Origin of the sequence: Pseudomonas entomophila L48, from assembly GCF_000026105.1 — a bacterium.
Taxonomy (GTDB): Bacteria; Pseudomonadota; Gammaproteobacteria; order Pseudomonadales; family Pseudomonadaceae; genus Aquipseudomonas; species Aquipseudomonas entomophila.
In genome coordinates this window covers 4,529,041-4,550,817 of the sequence record NC_008027.1, presented here as the reverse complement: position 1 = coordinate 4,550,817, position 21,777 = coordinate 4,529,041, and the positions used below count along the sequence as shown (strand labels likewise).

Here is a 21,777-nt window from a genome sequence, read left to right as displayed (position 1 = left end):
GCGGGCGCTGTTCGGGGTGTTGAAGCAGGACCGCGGGGCGTGTCAGTGGTGCGGACTGGCCGTGAAGCGCCGGGTGCGGGTAGCAGGCGGGACGGCAGGGCTGGGTAAGCGTGACCCGAGTATAGCTATCGGGTCACGGTCCAGACCAGTACCTTGCTGGCGCAATTGTCCTCGGTTTCAAGGATTTCCAGGCGGTATCTGCCAATTTTCAGGCACACCGCACTTTCCGGAATGCTTTCCAGCGCTTCGGTGACCAGGCCGTTGAGGGTCTTCGGCCCGCCGTCGGAAGGCAGGTGCCAGCCGAGGGTGCGATTGATTTCGCGCAGCGACGCCGTGCCCTCGATGATGAAGGTGCCGTCGGGCTGCGGATACACATGGGGGTTGTCGAGGCTGTGTTCGTCCTCGAACTCGCCGACGATCTCTTCGAGGATATCTTCCAGGGTGACGATGCCCAGCACTTCGCCGTACTCGTCCACGACCACGCCCATGCGCCGCTGCTGCTTGTGGAAGTTCAGCAACTGCATCTGCAACGGGGTGCTCTCGGGGACGAAGTAGGGCTCGTAGCAGGCGGCCTGGAGTTTCTCGAAACTGAGCTCGGCGCGGGGCAGCAGATGGCTGATCAGCTTGGTGTTGAGCACCGCTTCGACCTGGTTGATGTCGTTGTGGTAGACCGGCAGGCGGGTATGCCGGCTGACGATCAGTTGCTCGATGATCTGCTCGATGGGGTCGTCGAGGTTGATGCCGTCCACTTCGTTGCGTGGCACCAGGATGTCGTTGACGGTGACCTTGTCCAGCGCCTGCAGGCCTTCGAGTAGCCCATTGCGGGCCGGATCGTGGGCCGGGTCTTCGTCGAAGTCGTCGTGCTCCTGGGGATGCAGCGCCACGGCGGTGGGTTGGATGCGAAATGGACGCAGGATCAGCTTGGCGCAGCCGTCGAGCAGGCAGCCCAAGGGTTGCAGGGTGGCCAGCGGCAGCTTGAGCAGGCTGGCCCCGAGGCTGAGGAAGGCTTGCGGGTTGCGCCGGGCCAGGCGCCGCGGCAGGTATTCGGCCAGCACCAGCAGCATGAGCGTGGCGCCCAGGCCGGCAAGCCAGAAGCCATGCTCACCGTTGTGGCGCTGGCCGATCAGGCAGGCCAGGCCCAGCACCAGCAGTTTGCCGAGGCTGGCGCCAAGCACCAGGGCTTGGGCCGGCAGCGTCGGTTCAGCCTGGCCATTGAGTTGCTGGCGGGCGGCGTCCACGGCAGTGAACAGCGCCGACCACAGCAGCGCCAGTGTGAGTGTGCCGAGCAGCGGGGCGTACGGCAGGGTGTCCATGGGCGGCCGTCAGATATGCAGGATGAATTCGCGGACCAGCTTGCTGCCGAAATAGGCCAGCATCAGCAGGCAGAAACCGGCGAGGGTCCAGCGGATCGCCTTGTGGCCGCGCCAGCCCAGGCGGGTGCGGCCCCACAGCAGCACGCTGAAGACGATCCAGGCCACGCAGGCCAGCAGGGTCTTGTGCACCAGGTGCTGGGCGAACAGGTTGTCGAGGAACAACCAGCCGGAAATCAGCGACAGCGACAGCAGGCCCCAGCCGGCCCAGAGGAAACCGAACAACAGGCTCTCCATCGTTTGCAGCGGCGGGAAGTTGCGGATCAGCCCGGACGGGTGCTTGTTCTTCAGCTGGTGGTCCTGCAGCAACAGCAGCAGGGCCTGGAACACGGCGATGGTGAACAGGCCGTAGGCCAGGATCGACAGCAGGATGTGCGCCAGTATGCCCGGTTCCTCGTTGATCAGCGGCACCGTGCCGGGCGGGGCGAACTGGGCCAGCAGGGCGGTCACCGCGCCGAGCGGGAACAGCAGGACCAGCAGGTTTTCCACCGGAATGCTCAGGCAGGCGACCAGCGTCAGGGCGATCACCGCCACGGCGATCAGGCTGGCGGCACTGAAGAAGTCGAGGCTCAGGCCCAGCGGTGTGATCAGCTGGAAGAACAGCGCGCCGCCCTGGGCGAACACTGCCAATGTACCGAGCAGGCCGAGCAGCCGTTTGTCGGCACGGGCGCCACGGGCCAGGCCGGTGGCCTGGAAGATGGTCGCGGCCACATAAAGGAAGGCGGCGAGCAGATTGGGGATGAGGCTGGGTGAAGAGAGCATAAGTCCTGGCAGGCAAGCCCTAAAGGGACGGAGTTTGGCATAGATCGCGGTGGGCAAGGAAGACCGGGAAGCCTGCCCCTGTGCCTGGCGAGCGACTTGTACCGTATATGCCGGCCCATTCGCCGGCAAAGCCGGCTCCTGCCGGTGTGGGGCGCGCGATCTCTTTACCTGCTGATGTCACCGAATATCTACCCGACAGGCGTCAAGGTGTGCGCCGCCGTCGCTCTTCGCTATAATCGCCGCCTTGCTGTGCCCAGCGCGTGTACCTGTTCACCTGGGCGCCTGAAAAACCTCGGCTTTACTGGGCCTGAAAGGATCACCATGTTCGAAAACCTGACCGACCGCCTGTCACAGACGCTGCGCCATGTCACCGGCAAGGCCAAGCTGACCGAAGACAACATCAAGGACACGCTGCGCGAAGTGCGCATGGCCCTGCTCGAGGCCGACGTCGCCCTGCCGGTGGTCAAGGATTTCGTCAACAGCATCAAGGAACGCGCGGTCGGCACCGAAGTGTCGCGCAGCCTCACGCCAGGCCAGGCCTTCGTCAAGATCGTCCAGGCCGAACTGGAAAGCCTGATGGGCGCGGCCAACGAAGAGCTGACGCTCAACGCCGCGCCACCCGCCGTGGTGCTGATGGCCGGCCTGCAGGGTGCCGGTAAGACCACTACCGCCGGCAAGCTGGCGCGCCACCTGAAAGAACGCAAGAAGAAGAGCGTGATGGTGGTGTCGGCCGACGTCTACCGTCCGGCGGCGATCAAGCAGCTCGAAACCCTGGCCAACGACATCGGCGTGACCTTCTTCCCGTCCGACATCAGCCAGAAGCCGGTGGCCATCGCCGAAGCGGCGATCCGCGAAGCCAAGCTCAAGTTCATCGACGTGGTCATCGTCGACACCGCCGGCCGCCTGCATGTCGATGCCGACATGATGGACGAGATCAAGGCCCTGCACGCCGCGGTCAAGCCGATCGAAACCCTGTTCGTGGTCGACGCCATGACCGGCCAGGACGCCGCCAACACTGCCAAGGCCTTCGGCGATGCCCTGCCGCTGACCGGCGTGGTGCTGACCAAGGTCGACGGTGACGCCCGTGGCGGTGCCGCCCTGTCGGTGCGCGCCATCACCGGCAAGCCGATCAAGTTCATCGGCATGGGCGAGAAGACCGAAGCCCTCGAGCCGTTCCACCCCGACCGTATCGCCTCGCGCATCCTCGGCATGGGTGACGTGCTCAGCCTGATCGAGCAGGCCGAGCAGAACATCGACAAGGCCAAGGCCGACAAGCTCGCCAAGAAGCTGAAGAAGGGCAAGGGCTTCGACCTCGAAGATTTCCGCGACCAGCTGCAGCAGATGAAAAACATGGGCGGCCTCGGTGGCTTGATGGACAAGCTGCCCAGCATCGGCGGCATGAACCTGTCGCAGATGGGCAACGCCCAGGGCGCCGCCGAGAAGCAGTTCAAGCAGATGGAGGCGATCATCAACTCCATGACCCCGGCCGAGCGTCGCGACCCCGACCTGATCAGTGGTTCGCGCAAGCGTCGTATCGCCCTCGGTTCCGGCACCCAGGTGCAGGACATCGGCCGCTTGATCAAGCAGCACAAGCAGATGCAGAAGATGATGAAGAAATTCTCCGCCAAGGGCGGCATGGCCAAGATGATGCGTGGCCTTGGCGGGATGCTGCCAGGTGGCGGCATGCCAAAAATGTAAGCGAATCCGGAGGGCCGCCCTGCTTTATATAGGAAGCGCGGCAGCCCTCCAGCCCCCGCCTCGGCGGGATAACGGCCGCAACATAGCGGCTAAACCGGCAGAACTGAGCGGTCGGGCATGTGCTCGCCGAAAAAGGCATTTGCAAATGTCCGTGTATTCCCCGAGAATATGCGGCCTTTTGGGCACCCGTGTGCCCATTGGGCATTCAGTTTTGCAGCACCGACTATAGGAACGATGTTCACATGGTAACCATTCGTCTGGCCCGTGGCGGCTCGAAAAAGCGCCCATTCTACCACCTGACCGTGACCAACTCGCGTAACGCCCGTGACGGCCGTTTCGTTGAGCGCGTTGGCTTCTTCAACCCGATCGCATCGGGCGCCGAAGTCAAGCTGTCGGTCAACCAAGAGCGCGTCACCTACTGGCTGAGCCAGGGCGCACAGCCGTCTGAGCGCGTTGCTCAGCTGCTGAAGGAAGCTGCCAAGGCTGCAGCCTGAGCAGTATGAACGCGACGCCAGAAAAGGCTGACGACCTCATCGTCGTTGGCAAGATTTTTTCGGTTCACGGCGTTCGCGGCGAGGTGAAGGTGTATTCCTTTACCGATCCGATTGAAAACCTGTTGGATTATCCGCGCTGGACGCTTCGGCATGAAGGCAAGGTAAAGCAGGTCGAGCTGGTCAGCGGTCGTGGCTCCCAGAAGGGCCTGGTCGTGAAGCTCAAAGGCCTCGATGATCGCGATGAAGCCCGTCTTCTGAGTGGTCATGAAATCTGCATTTCGCGAAGCCTTTTGCCCAACCTGGCAACCGACGAGTACTACTGGTACCAGTTGGTGGGCCTGAAGGTCATCAATCAGGACGAACACCTGTTCGGCAAGATCGATCACCTGTTGGAGACCGGCGCGAACGATGTATTGGTGGTCAAGCCTTGTGCAGGCAGCCTGGATGATCGCGAGCGTCTGTTGCCCTATACCGGGCAATGCGTGCTGGCAGTCGACCTGGAAGCCGGTGTGATGCGCGTTGAATGGGACGCGGATTTCTAAACGATGGATACCCTTCGCGTAGAAGTCGTCACGTTGTTCCCCGAGATGTTCTCGGCCATCACGGAGTACGGCATTACCAGCCGCGCGGTGAAACAGGGGTTGCTGCAAGTGACCTGCTGGAACCCGCGGGACTACACCACAGATCGTCACCATACGGTGGATGATCGGCCGTTTGGCGGTGGTCCGGGCATGGTGATGAAAATCAAGCCTCTGGAAGACGCCCTGGCCAGTGCCAGGCAAGCGACTGGAGCTGCGGCGAAGGTGATCTACCTCTCGCCACAAGGCCGCAAGCTGACTCAGCAGGCGGTCAAGGGCTTGGCCGAACAGGAGTCGTTGATCCTGATCGCCGGTCGTTATGAAGGCATCGACGAGCGCTTTATCGAGGCTCATGTCGATGAGGAGTGGTCGATTGGCGACTATGTGCTTTCCGGTGGCGAGCTGCCGGCCATGGTACTGATCGATGCGGTTACGCGGCTGCTGCCCGGAGCTTTAGGGCATGTGGACTCGGCGGAGGAAGATTCTTTCACCGACGGTCTGCTGGATTGCCCGCACTACACCCGACCTGAGGTGTATGCGGATCAGCGTGTACCCGACGTGTTGCTAAGTGGCAACCATGCACATATCCGGCGTTGGCGGATGAAGCAGTCCCTTGGTAGGACCTTCGAACGACGCGCCGATCTTCTGGAAAGTCGCTCGCTTTCTGGAGAAGAGAAGAAGCTGCTCGAGGAATACCTCCGCGAGCGGGACGATAGTTAAACGTATCGATGGTGGATCGCGTTATCCATCTTAGGAGCACAGCATGACCAACAAGATCATCCAGCAGCTCGAAGCCGAGCAGATGAGCAAAGAGATCCCGACCTTTGCACCAGGCGACACCGTTGTCGTCCAGGTTAAAGTGAAGGAAGGCGACCGCTCGCGTCTGCAGGCGTTCGAAGGCGTCGTTATCGCCAAGCGTAACCGCGGTCTGAACAGCGCCTTCACCGTGCGCAAGATCTCCAGCGGCGTTGGCGTAGAGCGTACCTTCCAGACTTACAGCCCGCAGATCGACAGCCTGGCCGTGAAACGTCGTGGTGACGTGCGTAAAGCCAAGCTGTACTACCTGCGCGACCTGTCCGGCAAAGCCGCTCGCATCAAGGAAAAACTGTCCTGAGTACAGTTTGCCTGGCGGCCTAGGCCGCCTTGCGAGAAAAAAGCAGCCTTCGGGCTGCTTTTTTGCTTTCTGAAACCTGCCCTTGCGATGTGACCCGAAGATGACCAGCCGAGACCAGGAAATCCAGCGCCGCACCGAACTGTCGGTGACCCGCGTGACCAAGGCGGTGTTCCCCAACACCACCAACCACCACAACACCCTGTTCGGCGGCACTGCCCTGGCGTGGATGGACGAAGTGTCGTTCATCGCCGCCACCCGTTTCTGCCGCCTGCCGCTGGTGACCGTATCCACCGACCGCATCGACTTCAAGCACCCGATTCCGGCGGGCTCGATCGTCGAACTGGTGGGCAGCGTGGTCAAGGTCGGCAACACCAGCCTGCAGGTGCAGGTGGATGTGTTCGTCGAGAACATGTACCTCGATGGCCGCGAGCGGGCCATTCATGGCGTATTCAGCTTCGTCGCCATCGACGAGGACAAGCGCCCGGTGCCGGTGCTGCCAGCCTCCTGACGTTCCCCATCCCTGTAGGAGCCAGCCTTGCTGGCGAACCTGCGCACCATGACAGAACGGTGGCGCCTGCGTTCGCCAGCAAGGCTGGCTCCTACAGGTTGGGCTCCGGTGCCACCAGCGCCACCAGCGTCCAACCCGGTTGAGGCTTGAACGGGTTTTCCGGGCTGGCCACATGCACCCAACCGTTGCTGTCGCGGGCGAACAGCAATGTCGCGCGCTCACCGTGCAGTTGCTGGTAGTCCGCCCAGGTAAATGCCTCGGTCAACGTGGTGCTGTACAACTCGGCGCCCTGGTGCAACAGCTTTGCCAGCTGTGCATAGGTCAGCGGACTCGACCCAAGCAGTTGCCCGCGGTGTTCTTCACTGGCCCGGTGCTTGTCGCTGCGCTGTTTCTCCAGCCCGCTAGCCAGCACGAACAGCCGGCCGTGGCCGAAATCATGACGAAAACGCGCGCAGGCCAACGCATTGAGCTCGCCTGCCGGCGAGAGGCCGAGCAGGTGGCCCAGGCCGACCAGATCCAGATGGGCATCGGCATGCTGCGAGGCCGGGTTGCCGAAGTAGGTGGGCAGGTTCTCCATGCGCGCGGCACGGATGTTCTCCCAGCTCGAGTCGGTCAGCAGCACCCGGCAGCCCAGTTGTTGCAGGGCCTTGGCGATGGCCCGCGCGGGTGGGTTGGCACCCACGACGAGGAACCCGCTCGGCGCTGGCTCTGCCACCTTGAGCAGACGCGCCAGCGGCCTGGCCGTGGCGCTCTGTAGCACCACGGTGCCAATGATCACGGCGAAGGTCAGCGGCACCAGCAGCAGCGCGCCCTCATGGCCGGCCTCGTCCAGGCGGATGGCGAAGATGGCCGACACCGCCGCGGCGACGATGCCCCGTGGCGCAATCCAGGCCAGTAGCGCGCGCTCCCTCCAGTTCAATGGCGAGCCCAGGGTAGACAGCCACACGTTCAACGGCCGCGCCAGCAACTGGATGACCAGCAGCAGCGCCAGCACCGCCGGGCCCAGGCCCAGCAAGGCATGCAGATCGAGCCGCGCGGCCAGGAGAATGAACAGCCCGGAGATCAGCAGCACGCTCAGATTCTCCTTGAAGTGCAGAATCTGCCGCACATCCACGCCAGGCATGTTGGCCAGCCACATGCCCATCACCGTGACCGCCAGCAGGCCGGATTCATGGACGATCTGGTTGGCGGCGATGAAGATGCCCAGCACCGCCGCCAGCGAAGCCAGGTTGTGCAGGTATTCCGGCAGCCACTGCTCACGCATGACCTGCCCGAGTAACCAGCCGCCGGCGACACCGAGCGCACTGCCGCAGAAGATCACGCCGGCGAAGGTCACCAGGCTCTGGCTCACGCCGTCACCGGCGGCGCTGGCAATGATGAAGCTGTAGACCACCACCGCCAGCAGCGCGCCGATCGGGTCGATGACGATCCCTTCCCAGCGCAGGATGTTGGCGATCGCCGCCTTGGGCCGCACCACCCGCAGCATGGGCACGATCACCGTGGGGCCGGTGACCAGGGTCAGGGTGCCGAACAGGATCGCCAGGGGCCAGTCGAAGCCGAGCAGCCAGTGGGTGGCCAGGGCGATCACCAGCCAGGTGCTCAGCGCCCCGACGGTGACCAGGCGATGAACCACGCTGCCGATCTCGCGCCATTGCGACAGGTGCAGGGTGAGGCTGCCTTCGAACAGGATCAACGCCACGGCCAGCGACACCAGCGGCATCAAGAGCGGGCCGAACAGGGCCTGGGGTTGCAGCCAGCCCAGTACGGGCCCAGCGAGAATACCGCACAGCAACAGGAACAGGATCGCCGGCAGCTTCAGGCGCCAGGCCAGCCATTGGCAGAGCAGCGCCGCCGCGCCAATGCCGCCGACACTCAAAAGAATCTGCTGTTCGTTCATGCGGGCTCCCTCGGCATGCAATGTTATGAAAGACTAAGCGCCATTTCGCCGTTTGCCACCGAGTCTGCATGCCAGCCCTAGACCACCCCCTGATCGACCAGTTCCTCGATGCCCTCTGGCTGGAGAAGGGCCTGTCCGACAACACCCGCACCTCTTATCGAAGCGACCTGGCGCTGTTCAATGGCTGGCTTCAGGAGCAGGGCGTGGCGCTGCCTGACGCCGGTCGCGAGTTGATCCTCGACCACCTGGCCTGGCGTTTCGACCAGGCCTACAAGCCCCGTTCGACTGCACGGTTTCTCTCTGGCGTGCGGGGTTTCTACCGCTATCTGCTGCGCGAGCGGATGATCGCCGTCGACCCGACCTTGCAGGTCGACATGCCGCAACTCGGCCGTCCGTTGCCCAAATCCCTGTCGGAAGCCGATGTCGAAGCGTTGCTCAAGGCCCCCGACCTGGGCGAGGCCATCGGCCAGCGCGACCGGGCCATGCTCGAAGTGCTCTACGCCTGCGGGTTACGGGTGACCGAACTGGTCAGCCTGACGCTGGACCAGGTCAACCTGCGCCAGGGCGTGTTGCGGGTGATGGGCAAGGGCAGCAAGGAGCGCCTGGTGCCGATGGGTGAGGAGGCCGTGCTGTGGCTCGAACGCTACCTGCGTGATGGTCGTGCCGAACTACTCAACGGGCGGCCCAGCGACGTGCTGTTCCCCAGCCTGCGCGGCGAGCAGATGACCCGGCAGACCTTCTGGCATCGGATCAAGCACCACGCGCGGGTGGCGGGCATCGACAAGCCGTTGTCGCCGCACACCCTGCGCCACGCGTTCGCCACCCACCTGCTCAACCACGGCGCCGACCTGCGCGTGGTGCAGATGTTGCTGGGGCACAGCGACCTCTCCACCACGCAGATCTACACCCACGTGGCCAAGGCGCGCCTGCAGCAGCTGCACGCCCAGCACCACCCGCGTGGATGAATGATATTCATGTTCCGCCGACCGGTGCCTGAGGACCCCTACTGCGCCGGTCTGTTGTGGTAGGCTTGGACGGTTTGTTGCAAGGGCCGACCGTTCGCCGCGTTCAAGGCGCGGGCGACGCCCCTCCGGCCCCGTCCGCCCTCAGGAGTTCCCATGCGCGTGACCCAGATTTTCGCCGCCGCCGCCCTGGCGCTGGCCAGCACCTTTGCCGCCGCCGCGGCCACCGAGACGACTGCCGGCGCCGAGCAGGCGATCCGCAAGTCGTTGCAGAACCTCGAGCTGGAAGTGCCTGTCGAGAGCGTTGCCAGCAGCCCGCTCAGCGGCCTTTACGAAGTCAAGCTGCAGGGCGGCCGCGTGCTGTATGCCAGCGCCGACGGCCAGTTCGTGATGCAGGGCTACCTGTTCCAGATCCAGGACGGCAAGCCGGTCAACCTCACCGAGAAGACCGAGCGCCAAGGCATCGCCAAGCTCATCAACGGTATTCCGGCGGGCGAGATGATCGTCTACCCGGCCAAGGGCGAGACCAAGTCGCACATCACCGTGTTCACCGACACCACCTGCCCGTACTGCCACAAGCTGCATGCCGAAGTGCCCGAGCTCAACCGTCGCGGTATCGAAGTGCGCTACGTCGCCTTCCCGCGCCAGGGCCTGGGTTCGCCGGGTGACGAGCAGTTGCAGGCGGTCTGGTGTTCGAGCGACCGCCGCGCGGCGCTGGACAAGATGGTCGACGGCAAAGAGATCAAGGCCGCCAAGTGCGCCAACCCGGTGGGCAAGCAATTCGCCCTGGGCCAGTCGATCGGTGTCAACGGCACGCCGGCCATCGTGCTCGAAAGCGGCCAGGTGATCCCGGGCTACCAGCCGGCACCGCAGGTGGCCAAGCTGGCCCTGGCCGGCCAGCAGCAAGCGGCCAAGTAAATCATTCAGTACGCCGTCGTCATGGGGTGACGGCATGTTTCACGGTCGGCGCAGGTGCCGGCCGTTCAATGGGGAGTTCACAGTGAAACCGGTCAAAGTAGGCATCTGTGGGTTGGGGACCGTCGGTGGCGGAACCTTCAATGTACTTCAGCGCAACGCCGAGGAGATCGCCCGCCGTGCCGGGCGCGGTATTGAAGTGGCACAGATTGCCATGCGCTCGCAGAACCCGAATTGCCAGATTACCGGTACCCCCATTACCGCTGATGTATTCGAAGTCGCGAGCAACCCCGAGATCGATATCGTCATCGAGCTGATCGGTGGCTACACCATCGCCCGCGACCTGGTGCTCAAGGCCATCGACAACGGCAAGCACGTGGTCACCGCCAACAAGGCGCTGATCGCCGTGCACGGCAACGAGATCTTCGCCAAGGCCCGCGAGAAGGGCGTCATCGTCGCCTTCGAGGCCGCGGTGGCCGGTGGCATCCCGGTGATCAAGGCCATCCGCGAAGGCCTGTCGGCCAACCATATCAACTGGCTGGCCGGGATCATCAACGGCACCGGCAACTTCATCCTCACCGAAATGCGCGACAAGGGCCGCGCGTTCCCCGACGTGCTGGCCGAGGCCCAGGCGCTGGGTTACGCCGAAGCCGACCCGACCTTCGACGTCGAGGGTATCGACGCCGCGCACAAGCTGACCATCCTGGCGTCCATCGCCTTTGGTATCCCGCTGCAGTTCGACAAGGCCTACACCGAAGGCATCACCCAGCTGACCACAGCCGACGTCAACTACGCCGAGGCCCTGGGCTATCGCATCAAGCACCTGGGCGTGGCCCGTCGCACCAGCGCCGGCATCGAGCTGCGCGTGCACCCGACGCTGATCCCCAACGACCGCCTGATCGCCAACGTCAACGGCGTGATGAACGCGGTGATGGTCAACGGCGATGCCGCTGGTTCCACGCTCTACTATGGCGCTGGAGCCGGCATGGAGCCGACCGCGTCGTCGGTGGTCGCCGACCTGGTCGACGTGGTTCGCGCCATGACCTCCGACCCTGAGAACCGCGTCCCTCACCTGGCCTTCCAGCCGGACGCGCTGTCGGCCCACCCGATCCTGCCGATCGAAGCCTGCGAAAGCGCCTACTACCTGCGCATCCAGGCCAAGGACCACCCGGGCGTGCTCGCCCAGGTCGCCAGTATCCTCTCGGAGCGCGGCATCAACATCGAGTCGATCATGCAGAAGGAAGCGGAAGAGCAGGATGGCCTGGTGCCGATGATCCTGCTTACCCACCGTGTGGTCGAGCAGCGCATCGACGACGCCATCGTCGCCCTGGAAGCGCTCCAGGATGTGGTCGGCAAGGTCGTGCGCATCCGCGTCGAACAGCTCAATTAATTCAGCGGCGGGCCGCCACGGCGGCCCGCGCCCAGCACCGAAGGTTTGCATATGCGCTATATCAGTACCCGCGGCCAGGCTCCGGCCCTGAACTTCGAAGACGTCCTGCTGGCTGGCCTGGCCAGCGATGGCGGCCTGTACGTTCCCGAGAACCTGCCACGCTTCACCCAGGAAGAGATCGCCTCCTGGGCCGGCCTGCCGTACCACGAGCTGGCCTTCCGGGTGATGCGCCCGTTCGTCGACGGCAGCATCGCCGACGCCGATTTCAAGAAGATTCTCGAAGAGACCTACGGCAACTTCGCCCATGCCGCCGTCGCGCCACTGCGTCAGCTGAACGGCAACGAGTGGGTGATGGAACTGTTCCACGGCCCGACCCTGGCGTTCAAGGATTTCGCCCTGCAACTGCTCGGCCGCCTGCTCGACCACGTGCTGGTCAAGCGTGGCGAGCGCGTGGTGATCGTCGGCGCCACCAGCGGTGACACCGGCTCCGCCGCCATCGAAGGCTGCCGCCGTTGCGACAACGTCGACATCTTCATCCTGCACCCGCACCAGCGCGTGTCGGAAGTGCAGCGCCGGCAGATGACCACCATCCTGGGTGACAACATCCACAACATCGCCATCGAGGGTAACTTCGACGACTGCCAGGAGATGGTCAAGGCCAGTTTCGCTGACCAGTCGTTCCTCAAGGGTACTCGCCTGGTAGCGGTCAACTCGATCAACTGGGCGCGGATCATGGCCCAGATCGTCTACTACTTCCACGCCGCCCTGCAGCTGGGTGGCCCGGCCCGTTCGGTGGCGTTCTCGGTACCGACCGGCAACTTCGGCGACATCTTCGCCGGTTACCTGGCTCGCAACATGGGCCTGCCGATCAGCCAGCTGGTGGTGGCGACCAACCGCAACGACATCCTGCACCGCTTCATGAGCGGCAACCAGTACGTCAAGGATGCCCTGCACCCGACGCTGTCGCCATCGATGGACATCATGGTCTCGTCGAACTTCGAGCGCCTGCTGTTCGACCTGCACGGCCGCAACGGCGCCGCCGTGGCCGCGTTGATGGACACCTTCAAGCAAGGCGGCGGCTTCAGTGTCGAGGCAGATCGCTGGACCGAAGCCCGCAAGCTGTTCGACTCGCTGGCCGTTACCGACGAGCAGACCTGCGAAACCATCGCCGAGGTGTTCAAGAGCACCGGCGAAGTGCTCGACCCGCACACCGCGATCGGCGTCAAGGCCGCCCGTGAGTGCCGCCGCAGCCTGGACACACCGATGGTGGTGCTGGGCACTGCGCACCCGGTCAAGTTCCCCGAAGCGGTGGAGAAGGCCGGCGTTGGCAAGGCCCTCGAGCTGCCCGCGCACCTCAGCGACCTGTTCAGCCGTGAAGAACGCTGCACGGTGTTGGCCAACGACCTGAAGACTGTCCAGGCCTTCGTCAGCCAGCACGGTAACCGCGGCAAGCCTCTGTAAGCGCCATCCGGTCAGTGAAAAAGCCGCCCTTTGGGCGGTTTTTTCTTTAAGGACCAATCCCATGTTTTTTTCAGTTTTTTCCTATATCTGGCTGCCGCAGTCCTTCCTAGAGTGAGCGCCCATCCGAGCTGGCAGCCACGAACAGGAGAAGCACATGCGCAGGCTTCATGTCCTCATCCACCAAGTCCGTCCCTCCCATCAGATCCTCCTGCACCAGGCCTTCAACGCCCTTGGGGTGTTCGACGTGCGCCTGCACGATCAACTGTCCGCCACCAAGGCCAGCCTCGCCCAGGCGAGCGCTCTGGATGTGCTGGTACTTGACCATGGCATGCCCAGGCGCACCGGGCAGGCGTTGATCGATCATCTTGAGCGTGTGTCGGAGCCGCGGCCCTTGCTGTTCGTCGGGCAAGCCGACGAAAAGGGCCCGGATCTGGCCAGGGAGGCCCGCAAGAGGGGGCTGAGGGTTATTGCCGAGCTGCCCTGGCCTTTGTCGACCAGCGTGCTGGACGCTGCGCTCAAACGCCTGAAAAGCTCACCCGACGATGGGGTAGGGCGGGCTGGCTGAACTGTCATATTCACCGCGCATGCTCGTCGGGAAGGGCCTGGAGTGGAGAACTTTCCAACAGGTCCGATGGTCAGTTCCTCCATGTCCACCACCCAGCGAGTGATCCGGATGGAAAGAATCTGCAGGCTGCTCAACGACGCTCTGACCCCTTACCACGCCTCGCTTGGCGCCCTCGACGCCAGCGGTAATCGCCAACTGACCCTCTATGACGAACAGGGTGCCGAGACGTTGCGGCGCCAGGTGTGCGCGCGACAGTTGGTCGAGCAACAGCTGCTGGTCGATCTGGTCGATGGCCTGCACCGTGACCTGCAGATTGCCGAGGGCCGGCTGCAACCTTGTGTGATCGCTGCCTTGCAACATCGTCAGGAACGCCAGGGAACCTTTGCCTGAGTGTCCCGTCAGAATGATCAAGGGTGGCCTGGTGGTGCTTTGCTCCGGTATTGCCAGGCTACCGCCGCAAGTCCCTGAGGACTTTCGCTTGACCCCGGTCGTCTTCCCCAGCGGCCGGGGTTTCTTTTTGCCTGGCTAGCGCGGTGATTGATCGTCGAAAAAGTGCCGGGCCTGTTCGAGATAGTCCGTTTGCAGCTCAGGGTCCAGCCAGCGCGCATATAGCCCAGGTAGCGTGTCGGTTCGCAATTCGGGCAACAACTGGTCGACATGGGCGATGGCTTCGCGCCCCAGGGGGGTGTCCGAGCAGCCCACATGGAGGAACTGATAGCGGTTCACGCCCTGGATCGGATGAAAGCGATAGTCGTCCAGCGAGCCGCCCTGTTGCTGAATGAGGTAGCGCATTTCGGGCCAGTAGCCGAGTACCAGTTGCAGGCGCCCCAGCTGCTGCATCTGCAACAGGCTGGCGGTGGCGTCGTTGCCGTAGTGACGGCTGAAGGCGCTGTCGGGCAGCTGGCGAAGGATTTCGTCCACCTGGGCGCTGTAGCTGCGCTCGGCGACGATGCCAAGCTTGAGCTGGGTCTGGTTCAGCAATCGCTTGAGGTCGACCTGTTGCTCATCCAGGAACGGGGCAAGCAGTGCTTCGTCCTGCCTGCGCACCACCAGCCCGCTGCTCAGCACGCCCAAAGATGCCAGGGAAAAGTGCACGTATTTCTCGCGCTCAGGGGTCCACAGCAAGGTGGGGTCGCAGGTGAAGCTCGGCTCCTGAAGCATCTGCAGGCCCCGGGCGCGGTTGACTCGGACAATGCTGTGCTCGTACTCGGGCATCTGCGCGATCAGCAATGGCAACAACTGATCGATCACACCCTGGCCTTTGGCGGCCCCTTCGAAAATGGTGAATGGCGGCAGGTCGCGCACCAGCCAGAGCAGGCGCTCCTTGGCCTGGGCTGCTGGCCCTGCAAGCAGGGCCAACATCAGGCAGCACAGCGCGGGCAGGCGACCGAGGCGCATGCGGCAGGCAGGTCAGACCGTGCCGGCTTCACGCAGGCGGGCAATGGCCGCCGCGTCGTAGCCCAGGCCGGTAAGTACCGCGGTGGTGTGCTCGCCGAGGGCTGGGCCGACCCATTCGGTAGAGCCCGGCGTATCGGAAAGCTTGGGCACGATGCCAGGCATCTTGAAGGGCTTGCCATCCGGCAGCCGGGCCTGGAGGAACATTTCGCGGGCCAGGTACTGCGGGTCGTTGAACATGTCCTCGGCCGAATAGATGCGGCTGGCGGGTACTTCGGCCGCGTTGAGCGTCTGCATCACGTCGGCCAGTGGCAGGCTGTTGGCCCAGCGGTCGATCACCCCGTACAGCTCGTCACGGCGCGCATCGCGGCCATCGTTGCTGGCCAGCGTGGCGTCATTGGCCAGGTCGTCGCGGCCAATGGCCTGCATGAAGCGTTTGAAGATTGCATCGCCATTGGCGCCGATCTGCACATGGCGGCCATCCAGCGTGGTGTGGATGGAAGAGGGGGTGATGCCCGGCATGATGTTGCCGGTGCGCTCGCGTATGAAACCGAACACGTCGAACTCCGGGACCATGCTTTCCATCATGGCGAAGATCGCTTCGTACAGGGCCACATCCACCACCTGGCCCTGGCCGCCATTGACTTCGCGATGACGCAGGGCCATCAGCGCGCCGATCACGCCCCACAGCGCGGCGATCGAGTCGCCGATGGAGATGCCGGTACGCACCGGTGGGCGGTCCTCGAAGCCGGTGATGTAGCGCAGCCCGCCCATCGATTCGCCCACTGCACCGAAACCTGGCTGGTCCTTCATCGGACCGGTCTGGCCGAAGCCCGACAGGCGCACCATCACCAGGTTCGGGTTGAGCGCATGCAGCACATCCCAGCCCAGGCCGAGTTTCTCCAGCACGCCGGGGCGGAAGTTCTCGATCAGGATGTCGGCTTCGGCCAGCAGGCGTTTGAGCACCTCGCGGCCTTCGGGGTGCTTGAGGTTCAGCGTCAGCGATTGCTTGTTGCGCGCCTGGACGAACCACCACAGCGACGTGCCCTCGTACAGCTTGCGCCACTTGCGTAGAGGGTCGCCGCCGTCCGGCGATTCCACCTTGACCACCTCGGCGCCGAACTCTGCACAGATGCGCGAAGCGAAGGGGCCGGCGATCAGGGTGCCGAGCTCGATGACTTTCAGGCCGGCGAGAGGTTTGCTGGGCGTGGGCATGGGGCATCCTGACGAATGGGCGTGAGGGCAGGTTGTATCACAGCTCGGCGGCGGCAGGTACTGTCGCGTGGCACAAGAAATGTGTCCGCACAATCGGAGTTTGATGGCCGCGTGGAGAGGGCTTGGGCGATGGCCCAGTGTCGCCTGTGCCGGCCCATTCGCCAGCAAAGCTGGCTCCTACAGGTACCCTGCGCCTGCGCACATCTGTAGGAGCCAGCCTTGCTGGCGATGCCCGGCATAGCCGGGCCAGGAATGCCACGCGCCCCGCTGCCGCCCAGGATCAGTTAGACTGTGCCACTTTTCTCCCCGCAAGAAGCCCATCGCCCATGGCCCAGCCGTCCACCACCTACAAGTTCGAACTGAATCTGACCGACCTCGACCGCGGTGTATACGAGAGCGTTCGCCAGACCATCGCCCGTCACCCCTCGGAGACCGAGGAGCGTATGGCCGTGCGCCTGCTGGCCTACGCTCTTTGGTACAACGAGCAGCTGTCGTTCGGCCGTGGCCTGTCGGACGTCGACGAAGCGGCACTGTGGGAAAAGAGCCTGGATGATCGCATCCTGCACTGGATCGAAGTCGGCCAGCCCGATGCCGAGCGCCTGACCTGGTGCTCGCGCCGTACCGAGCGCACCAGCCTGCTGGCCTACGGTAGTCTGCGGGTGTGGCAGAACAAAGTGGTCGATGCGGTCAAGGGCCTGAAGAACCTGAGCATCGCCGCGGTACCGCAGGAGGTGCTGGAAACCCTGGCCACCGACATGCCGCGGACCATCAAGTGGGACGTGATGATCAGCGAAGGCACGGTGTTCGTCACCGACGACCGTGGCCAGCACGAAGTTCAGCTCGAGTGGCTGCTCGGCGAGCGCGGCTGACCTGCCCTTTATCTGATTGCCGAAGGCCCCATGCGTATCGAACCTCGTCCCCTGCCGTCGACCCTGCCGTTTCTGGGTAACCTGCCGCCTTTGCTGACCCGCCTGTATGCCGCCCGTGGCGTTCAGTCGGAAACCGAGTTGGACAAGGGCCTGGCGCGTTTGTTGCCGTTCCAGCAGCTCAAAGGTATCGATGCGGCGGTGGACCTGCTGGTCGAGGCCCTCGACCAGCGCCAGCGGATTCTCATTGTCGGCGATTTCGACGCCGACGGTGCCACCGCCAGCACGGTGGGGGTGCTGGGCCTGCGTCTGCTGGGCGCGGCCCACGTCGATTACCTGGTACCCAACCGATTCGAGTATGGTTACGGCCTGACGCCCGAGATCGTCCAGGTTGCGCTGGAGCGTCAGCCGCAGCTATTGATCACCGTGGATAACGGCATTTCCAGTGTCGACGGTGTGGCGGCCGCCAAGGCTGCGGGGTTGAGGGTGCTGGTCACCGACCACCACTTGCCTGGCGAGCAGTTGCCGGATGCCGATGCCATCGTCAACCCGAACCAGCCTGGTTGCGAGTTCCCGAGCAAGTCGCTGGCGGGCGTCGGGGTGATCTTCTATGTGCTGATGGCCCTGCGCGCGCGCCTGCGCAGCCTCGGGCGCTACGAAACGCAGGCGCAGCCGAACATCGGCGAACTGCTCGATCTGGTTGCGTTGGGCAGTGTCGCCGACGTGGTGCCGCTGGATGCCAACAACCGCATCCTGGTGCACCAGGGGCTCGAGCGTATCCGCGCCGGCCGTGCGCGGCCTGGGCTCAAGGCCATTCTCGAGGTGGCCCGGCGTGACCATCGGCGTATCACCTCCACCGACCTGGGCTTCATTCTCGGCCCTCGGCTCAATGCAGCCGGCCGACTGGATGACATGAGCCTCGGCATTGAATGCCTGCTGTGCGAGGACGCTGCGCTGGCGCTAGACATGGCCCAGGAGCTGGATGGCCTGAACCAGGACCGCAAGTCCATCGAGCAGGGCATGCAGCGCGAGGCGCTGGCCCAGCTCAAGGATCTGCCGGTGGAGTCCATGCCCTATGGGCTTTGCCTGTTCGACGCTGACTGGCACCAGGGGGTGATCGGGATTCTGGCGTCACGCCTGAAGGAGCGTTACCACCGCCCGACCATCGCCTTTGCCGATGCGGGGGAGGGGATGCTCAAGGGCTCGGCGCGGTCGGTGGCGGGCTTCCATATTCGCGATGCGCTGGATGCGGTGGCGGCGCGATATCCGTCGTTGATCAGCAAGTTTGGTGGGCATGCGATGGCCGCTGGGTTGTCGTTGCCTGCCGACAACTTCCCGGCGTTTGCCGAGGCCTTCGATGCGGAGGTGCGGCGGCAGTTGCGTGAGGAGGACCTGACGGGGCGGTTGCTGTCGGATGGCTCGCTGGCGGTCGAGGAGTTTCACCTGGAGCTGGCGCGGGCCTTGCGTAATGCCGGGCCTTGGGGGCAGCACTTCCCTGAACCATTGTTCCATGGGGTGTTTCAGCTGGTCTCGCAGCGGGTCGTGGGGGAGCGGCATCTCAAGGTCGTGCTCAAGAGCGAGTGTGGGGCGGTGACGCTGGATGGGATTGCCTTTGGGGTGGATCGGGAGGTTTGGCCGAATCCTACAGTGCGGTGGGTGGAGTTGGCCTACAAGCTGGATGTGAATGAGTTTCGGGGGAATGAGAGTGTGCAGTTGATGATTGCGCATATGGAAGCGCGGTGATTTCCTGTTAGTTGGTTAGTTGGTTAGTTGGTTAGTTGGTTAGTTGGTTAGTTGGTTAGTTGGTTGGTTAGTTGGTTGGTTCTGGGCTATGTGGGCATATCCGTTTGCTATGTAGACGCAGAGTCACCTTTCCGCCCTTACGGCGGCCTACTTTGGTCTTGGCCAAAGTAGGCAAAGCCGCTCGCTCCATCATACGGCTCCTACGCTGCGCTTCGGGGTCCCTTCGCTCCGGCGCCTTCCAGGCCCGCGCGGCCTACGACTTGCTGCGCAAGTCTACATCTCGCGCCTTCGGCTAACGCCGAAGGGTGCTGCGCACCTGGCCCTCCAGACGCCTGCGCTCAGCCTCCTGAAGTCGCGAAGTTACGGGCGGCGCCTAGGCAGACGCAGCTGTCGCTAGTTGTTTATTCATGGCCTTGAATACGCATTCGTCGGCAAAGTGCACGCCGCACCCTTGTAGGAGCCGGCTTTGCCGGCGAACCATTGGTGCAAACACCACAACCATCACTTCACTACATAACTATCAAACTTTCTGCTCTTCGCTCTTCGCTCTTCGCTCTTCGCTCTTCGCTTCTGCGAGCGCGCAGCGCCTCGCCCGGCTTTTGATCTTGGTGCGCGGTAGTTCAGGCGCCGCCCATTGCGACTTCAGGAGGCCGAGTGGAGTTCTTGCGTAGTGGGGCGACGGCCATGGATGGCCGTCGAGCGCTGCGCCCCAGGATGGGGCGTTCAGCGCGGTACCCACGGGAGCAAGAACGGAGCGAGGGAACCCCGGAGCGAAGCGCAGGGGCCGTATGATGGAGCGAGCGGTTTTGCCTACTTTTTCCAAGAAAAAAGTAGGCCGCCGTAAGGGCGGAAAGGTGAATCAGCGTCTCCATCGCCAATGGATATGCTCAAAAAACCAAAGACCATCACGCTGAGAGCTGAGAGCTGAGCGCCTATCCCCCATAAGCCCGCATGAACACCCCCACCACCTCCCGCACATGCACCTCCACCTCATCCCCCGTCAACGCCGGCGCACACCCCAGCAACAACCGATAATCCGGCGCCCCCTTGACCAGGCAGAAGAAGTGCTCCGCCGCCCGCAGCGGGTTGTCGATGCGCAGCAGCCCGCGTTGGTCAACACAGCGCAACAGCGCCTCCATCCCGGCCAACACCCGCTTCGGCCCCGCCTCGTAGAAGTACTGCCCGAACCCCGGATCCTGGCTCCCCAAGGCAAAAATCAGCCGGCTGAGCTTGACCGACTCGTCCGAGCTGATCAGCGCCTGGAACCCCCGCGCGATGTTCAACAGCACGTCCTCCAGCGCCACCCTGTCGGGGTACTCGAAGATCAGATCGGGCAGTTGGGTCTGGCAGGTCGCCATGACTGCCGCGCCGAACAAGGTCTGCTTGTCGGTGAAGTGGCTGTAGACCGTGAGTTTTGAAACACCTGCCGCCGCAGCGACCGCATCCATGCTGGTGTTGGCATAGCCAAGGCTGAGAAACAGCGACTTGGCCGCTTCGAGGATGGCCTCGCGTTTGGCCAGGTCCTTGGGCCGACCTGGGCCGATGGGTGCGTCGTTGGACATGGGTATCCGCATCTGTTCTGAAACCGCCCATCTTACCGGTTCGAGGGCCATCCGGCTGCAACGCGCGTCGCCGCGTTTTTCCGCTTTTTCTGTCAGCCGCCTGCTTCCCCGACCCGATTCCCTGACTTAATATACCCGTCAGTATAAATATTCGATGCGCCCTCTGCCAAAGGTCCTCCATCATGTTGCGTCGTGCGTTGTCCCTTGCCTTGCCCGCTGCCCTCGCGCTGCTTGCCGCCTGTGGCCAGCAGGCCGCGCCACCGTCGGCCCCGCGCCCGGCGCTGGTGATCCAGCCCCAACCTGCCGGCGCTTCGGCTGACAGCTACCCCGGTGAAGTGCGGGCGCGATTCGAGCCTGAGCTGGCCTTCCGCATCGGCGGCAAGGTGAACAAACGCCTGGTGGAGGAGGGGCAGCGGGTCAAGGCCGAGCAGGCTCTGGCCGAACTCGACCCGCAGGATGTGCGCCTGCAACTGGAGGCCAATCGCGCCCAACTGGCCGCCGCCGAGGCCAACCTGGCGCTGGTGCGCGCCGAGCGCGACCGTTACCAGAAATTGCTGGAGCGGCAAATGGTCAGCCGCTCGCAGTTCGACAACGCCGAAAATCTCTACCGCGCTGGCCTTGCCCGCTTGAAACAAGCCAAGGCCGAGTTCGAGGTTGCTGGTAACCAGGCCGATTACGCGGTGCTGCGCGCACCTCAGGCCGGCGTCATCGCCAAGCGTCAGGTCGAAGTGGGGCAGGTTGTCGCCGCGGGCCAGACCGTATTCACCCTGGCCGCCGATGGTGAGCGCGAGGTGGCGATCGGCTTGCCGGAGCAGCAATTCGCCCGATTCAACGTTGGGCAGACGGTGAGCGTGGAGCTGTGGTCGCACCCCAACCAGCGTTTCGAAGGGCGTATCCGTGAACTGTCGCCAGCGGCCGACCCGCGCTCGCGCACCTTCGCCGCACGCATCGCCTTCACCTCCAGCAATACCCCCGCTGAACTGGGCCAGAGCGCCCGTGTGTTCATCGCCCACACCGAGCAGGCGCCGCTTGCCGTGCCGTTGTCAGCGGTCACCGCCGAAGCCGGGCAGGCCTATGTGTGGCGGGTTGGCAAGGACAATCGCCTGGAGCGCGCCGCCGTTCGCCTTGGTGCCTACGGGGCCGACACCGTGCCGGTGCTCGAAGGCCTGCAGGCCGGCGACTGGGTGGTGGCCGCCGGTGGCCACGTACTGCGTGAAGGGCAGCAGGTGCGCCCGGTGGACCGCAGCAACCGTGAAGTGAACCTGGCGACCAAGGAGTAAGT

At 63.9% G+C, this 21,777-nt stretch carries 21 protein-coding genes; 15 read left to right on the top strand and 6 right to left on the bottom strand.

Annotation, left to right across the window (positions count from 1 at the left end; genetic code table 11):
* Positions 1–125: 125 nt before the first annotated feature.
* Positions 126–1,313, bottom strand: coding sequence for a transporter associated domain-containing protein (locus tag PSEEN_RS19710; RefSeq protein WP_011535321.1), 1,188 nt, complete (start codon positions 1,311–1,313; stop codon positions 126–128).
* A gap of 9 nt (positions 1,314–1,322) precedes the next feature.
* Positions 1,323–2,132, bottom strand: a complete 810-nt coding sequence (locus PSEEN_RS19705) for a cytochrome C assembly family protein (protein ID WP_011535320.1) — start codon at positions 2,130–2,132, stop codon at positions 1,323–1,325.
* Positions 2,133–2,453: 321 nt separating this feature from the next.
* Between PSEEN_RS19705 and ffh the strand changes: the two genes are divergently transcribed.
* From ffh to PSEEN_RS19675, 6 genes are all read left to right on the top strand, one after another.
* Positions 2,454–3,830, top strand: a complete 1,377-nt coding sequence (gene ffh / locus PSEEN_RS19700) for a signal recognition particle protein (protein WP_011535319.1) — start codon at positions 2,454–2,456, stop codon at positions 3,828–3,830.
* Positions 3,831–4,072: 242 nt separating this feature from the next.
* Complete coding sequence (gene rpsP, locus PSEEN_RS19695; RefSeq protein WP_011535318.1) at positions 4,073–4,324, top strand: 30S ribosomal protein S16; 252 nt, start codon at positions 4,073–4,075, stop codon at positions 4,322–4,324.
* 5 nt (positions 4,325–4,329) lie between these two features.
* Complete coding sequence (gene rimM, locus PSEEN_RS19690) at positions 4,330–4,866, top strand: ribosome maturation factor RimM (protein ID WP_011535317.1); 537 nt, start codon at positions 4,330–4,332, stop codon at positions 4,864–4,866.
* A gap of 3 nt (positions 4,867–4,869) precedes the next feature.
* Positions 4,870–5,622 (top strand): tRNA (guanosine(37)-N1)-methyltransferase TrmD, encoded by a 753-nt coding sequence (gene trmD, locus PSEEN_RS19685; RefSeq protein WP_011535316.1) that lies wholly within the window; start codon positions 4,870–4,872, stop codon positions 5,620–5,622.
* Positions 5,623–5,665: 43 nt separating this feature from the next.
* Entirely contained in the window at positions 5,666–6,016 is a 351-nt protein-coding gene (gene rplS, locus PSEEN_RS19680) for a 50S ribosomal protein L19 (protein WP_011535315.1), read from the top strand.
* 100 nt (positions 6,017–6,116) lie between these two features.
* On the top strand, positions 6,117–6,524 hold the full coding sequence (locus PSEEN_RS19675; RefSeq protein ID WP_011535314.1) for an acyl-CoA thioesterase: 408 nt from the start codon (positions 6,117–6,119) through the stop codon (positions 6,522–6,524).
* Between the two features lie 91 nt (positions 6,525–6,615).
* On the opposite strand, the gene PSEEN_RS19670 is transcribed toward PSEEN_RS19675, so the two are convergent.
* Positions 6,616–8,421: a cation:proton antiporter gene (locus PSEEN_RS19670; RefSeq protein ID WP_011535313.1), complete on the bottom strand. Its 1,806-nt coding sequence runs from the start codon at positions 8,419–8,421 to the stop codon at positions 6,616–6,618.
* A 68-nt stretch (positions 8,422–8,489) separates the two neighbouring features.
* Here PSEEN_RS19670 and xerD point away from each other — a divergent pair, with 68 nt between their 5' ends.
* From xerD to PSEEN_RS19640, 6 genes are all read left to right on the top strand, one after another.
* Positions 8,490–9,386 (top strand): site-specific tyrosine recombinase XerD, encoded by an 897-nt coding sequence (xerD, locus tag PSEEN_RS19665; RefSeq protein ID WP_011535312.1) that lies wholly within the window; start codon positions 8,490–8,492, stop codon positions 9,384–9,386.
* Between the two features lie 153 nt (positions 9,387–9,539).
* A complete protein-coding gene (locus PSEEN_RS19660; RefSeq protein ID WP_011535311.1) occupies positions 9,540–10,301 on the top strand; it encodes a DsbC family protein in 762 nt (253 codons plus the stop codon).
* Between the two features lie 82 nt (positions 10,302–10,383).
* Positions 10,384–11,688, top strand: a complete 1,305-nt coding sequence (locus PSEEN_RS19655) for a homoserine dehydrogenase (RefSeq protein WP_044488383.1) — start codon at positions 10,384–10,386, stop codon at positions 11,686–11,688.
* A 51-nt stretch (positions 11,689–11,739) separates the two neighbouring features.
* Positions 11,740–13,149, top strand: a complete 1,410-nt coding sequence (gene thrC, locus PSEEN_RS19650) for a threonine synthase (RefSeq protein ID WP_011535309.1) — start codon at positions 11,740–11,742, stop codon at positions 13,147–13,149.
* A gap of 154 nt (positions 13,150–13,303) precedes the next feature.
* Positions 13,304–13,714 carry a response regulator gene (locus PSEEN_RS19645; protein ID WP_011535308.1) on the top strand — a complete coding sequence of 137 codons (411 nt, stop codon included), beginning with the start codon at positions 13,304–13,306 and terminating at the stop codon, positions 13,712–13,714.
* Between the two features lie 108 nt (positions 13,715–13,822).
* A complete protein-coding gene (locus tag PSEEN_RS19640) occupies positions 13,823–14,104 on the top strand; it encodes a DUF3509 domain-containing protein (RefSeq protein ID WP_011535307.1) in 282 nt (93 codons plus the stop codon).
* A 135-nt stretch (positions 14,105–14,239) separates the two neighbouring features.
* Here PSEEN_RS19640 and PSEEN_RS19635 read toward each other — a convergent pair whose 3' ends face one another.
* On the bottom strand, positions 14,240–15,112 hold the full coding sequence (locus tag PSEEN_RS19635; protein WP_011535306.1) for a TIGR02285 family protein: 873 nt from the start codon (positions 15,110–15,112) through the stop codon (positions 14,240–14,242).
* A gap of 12 nt (positions 15,113–15,124) precedes the next feature.
* A complete protein-coding gene (locus tag PSEEN_RS19630; protein WP_011535305.1) occupies positions 15,125–16,324 on the bottom strand; it encodes a CaiB/BaiF CoA transferase family protein in 1,200 nt (399 codons plus the stop codon).
* Positions 16,325–16,650: 326 nt separating this feature from the next.
* Between PSEEN_RS19630 and PSEEN_RS19625 the strand changes: the two genes are divergently transcribed.
* Positions 16,651–17,193, top strand: a complete 543-nt coding sequence (locus PSEEN_RS19625; RefSeq protein ID WP_011535304.1) for a YaeQ family protein — start codon at positions 16,651–16,653, stop codon at positions 17,191–17,193.
* 30 nt (positions 17,194–17,223) lie between these two features.
* Positions 17,224–18,933, top strand: a complete 1,710-nt coding sequence (gene recJ / locus PSEEN_RS19620; protein ID WP_011535303.1) for a single-stranded-DNA-specific exonuclease RecJ — start codon at positions 17,224–17,226, stop codon at positions 18,931–18,933.
* Positions 18,934–19,865: 932 nt separating this feature from the next.
* Here recJ and PSEEN_RS19615 read toward each other — a convergent pair.
* Positions 19,866–20,507, bottom strand: a complete 642-nt coding sequence (locus PSEEN_RS19615) for a TetR/AcrR family transcriptional regulator (RefSeq protein WP_011535302.1) — start codon at positions 20,505–20,507, stop codon at positions 19,866–19,868.
* Positions 20,508–20,677: 170 nt separating this feature from the next.
* On the opposite strand from PSEEN_RS19615, the gene PSEEN_RS19610 reads away from it, so the two are divergent.
* Complete coding sequence (locus tag PSEEN_RS19610) at positions 20,678–21,775, top strand: efflux RND transporter periplasmic adaptor subunit (protein ID WP_011535301.1); 1,098 nt, start codon at positions 20,678–20,680, stop codon at positions 21,773–21,775.
* The last annotated feature ends 2 nt before the right edge of the window (positions 21,776–21,777 follow it).

Coding starts and splice junctions, on each gene's coding strand:
- PSEEN_RS19710 (WP_011535321.1), bottom strand. CDS start 1,313: ATGGACACCCTGCCGTACGCCCCGCTGCTCGGCACACTCACACTGGCG.
- PSEEN_RS19660 (WP_011535311.1), top strand. CDS start 9,540: ATGCGCGTGACCCAGATTTTCGCCGCCGCCGCCCTGGCGCTGGCCAGC.
- xerD (WP_011535312.1), top strand. CDS start 8,490: ATGCCAGCCCTAGACCACCCCCTGATCGACCAGTTCCTCGATGCCCTC.
- PSEEN_RS19640 (WP_011535307.1), top strand. CDS start 13,823: ATGGAAAGAATCTGCAGGCTGCTCAACGACGCTCTGACCCCTTACCAC.
- thrC (WP_011535309.1), top strand. CDS start 11,740: ATGCGCTATATCAGTACCCGCGGCCAGGCTCCGGCCCTGAACTTCGAA.
- PSEEN_RS19675 (WP_011535314.1), top strand. CDS start 6,117: ATGACCAGCCGAGACCAGGAAATCCAGCGCCGCACCGAACTGTCGGTG.
- PSEEN_RS19645 (WP_011535308.1), top strand. CDS start 13,304: ATGCGCAGGCTTCATGTCCTCATCCACCAAGTCCGTCCCTCCCATCAG.
- trmD (WP_011535316.1), top strand. CDS start 4,870: ATGGATACCCTTCGCGTAGAAGTCGTCACGTTGTTCCCCGAGATGTTC.
- PSEEN_RS19705 (WP_011535320.1), bottom strand. CDS start 2,132: ATGCTCTCTTCACCCAGCCTCATCCCCAATCTGCTCGCCGCCTTCCTT.
- PSEEN_RS19630 (WP_011535305.1), bottom strand. CDS start 16,324: ATGCCCACGCCCAGCAAACCTCTCGCCGGCCTGAAAGTCATCGAGCTC.
- PSEEN_RS19670 (WP_011535313.1), bottom strand. CDS start 8,421: ATGAACGAACAGCAGATTCTTTTGAGTGTCGGCGGCATTGGCGCGGCG.
- rplS (WP_011535315.1), top strand. CDS start 5,666: ATGACCAACAAGATCATCCAGCAGCTCGAAGCCGAGCAGATGAGCAAA.
- recJ (WP_011535303.1), top strand. CDS start 17,224: ATGCGTATCGAACCTCGTCCCCTGCCGTCGACCCTGCCGTTTCTGGGT.
- rimM (WP_011535317.1), top strand. CDS start 4,330: ATGAACGCGACGCCAGAAAAGGCTGACGACCTCATCGTCGTTGGCAAG.
- ffh (WP_011535319.1), top strand. CDS start 2,454: ATGTTCGAAAACCTGACCGACCGCCTGTCACAGACGCTGCGCCATGTC.
- PSEEN_RS19610 (WP_011535301.1), top strand. CDS start 20,678: ATGTTGCGTCGTGCGTTGTCCCTTGCCTTGCCCGCTGCCCTCGCGCTG.
- PSEEN_RS19615 (WP_011535302.1), bottom strand. CDS start 20,507: ATGCGGATACCCATGTCCAACGACGCACCCATCGGCCCAGGTCGGCCC.
- PSEEN_RS19625 (WP_011535304.1), top strand. CDS start 16,651: ATGGCCCAGCCGTCCACCACCTACAAGTTCGAACTGAATCTGACCGAC.
- PSEEN_RS19635 (WP_011535306.1), bottom strand. CDS start 15,112: ATGCGCCTCGGTCGCCTGCCCGCGCTGTGCTGCCTGATGTTGGCCCTG.
- rpsP (WP_011535318.1), top strand. CDS start 4,073: ATGGTAACCATTCGTCTGGCCCGTGGCGGCTCGAAAAAGCGCCCATTC.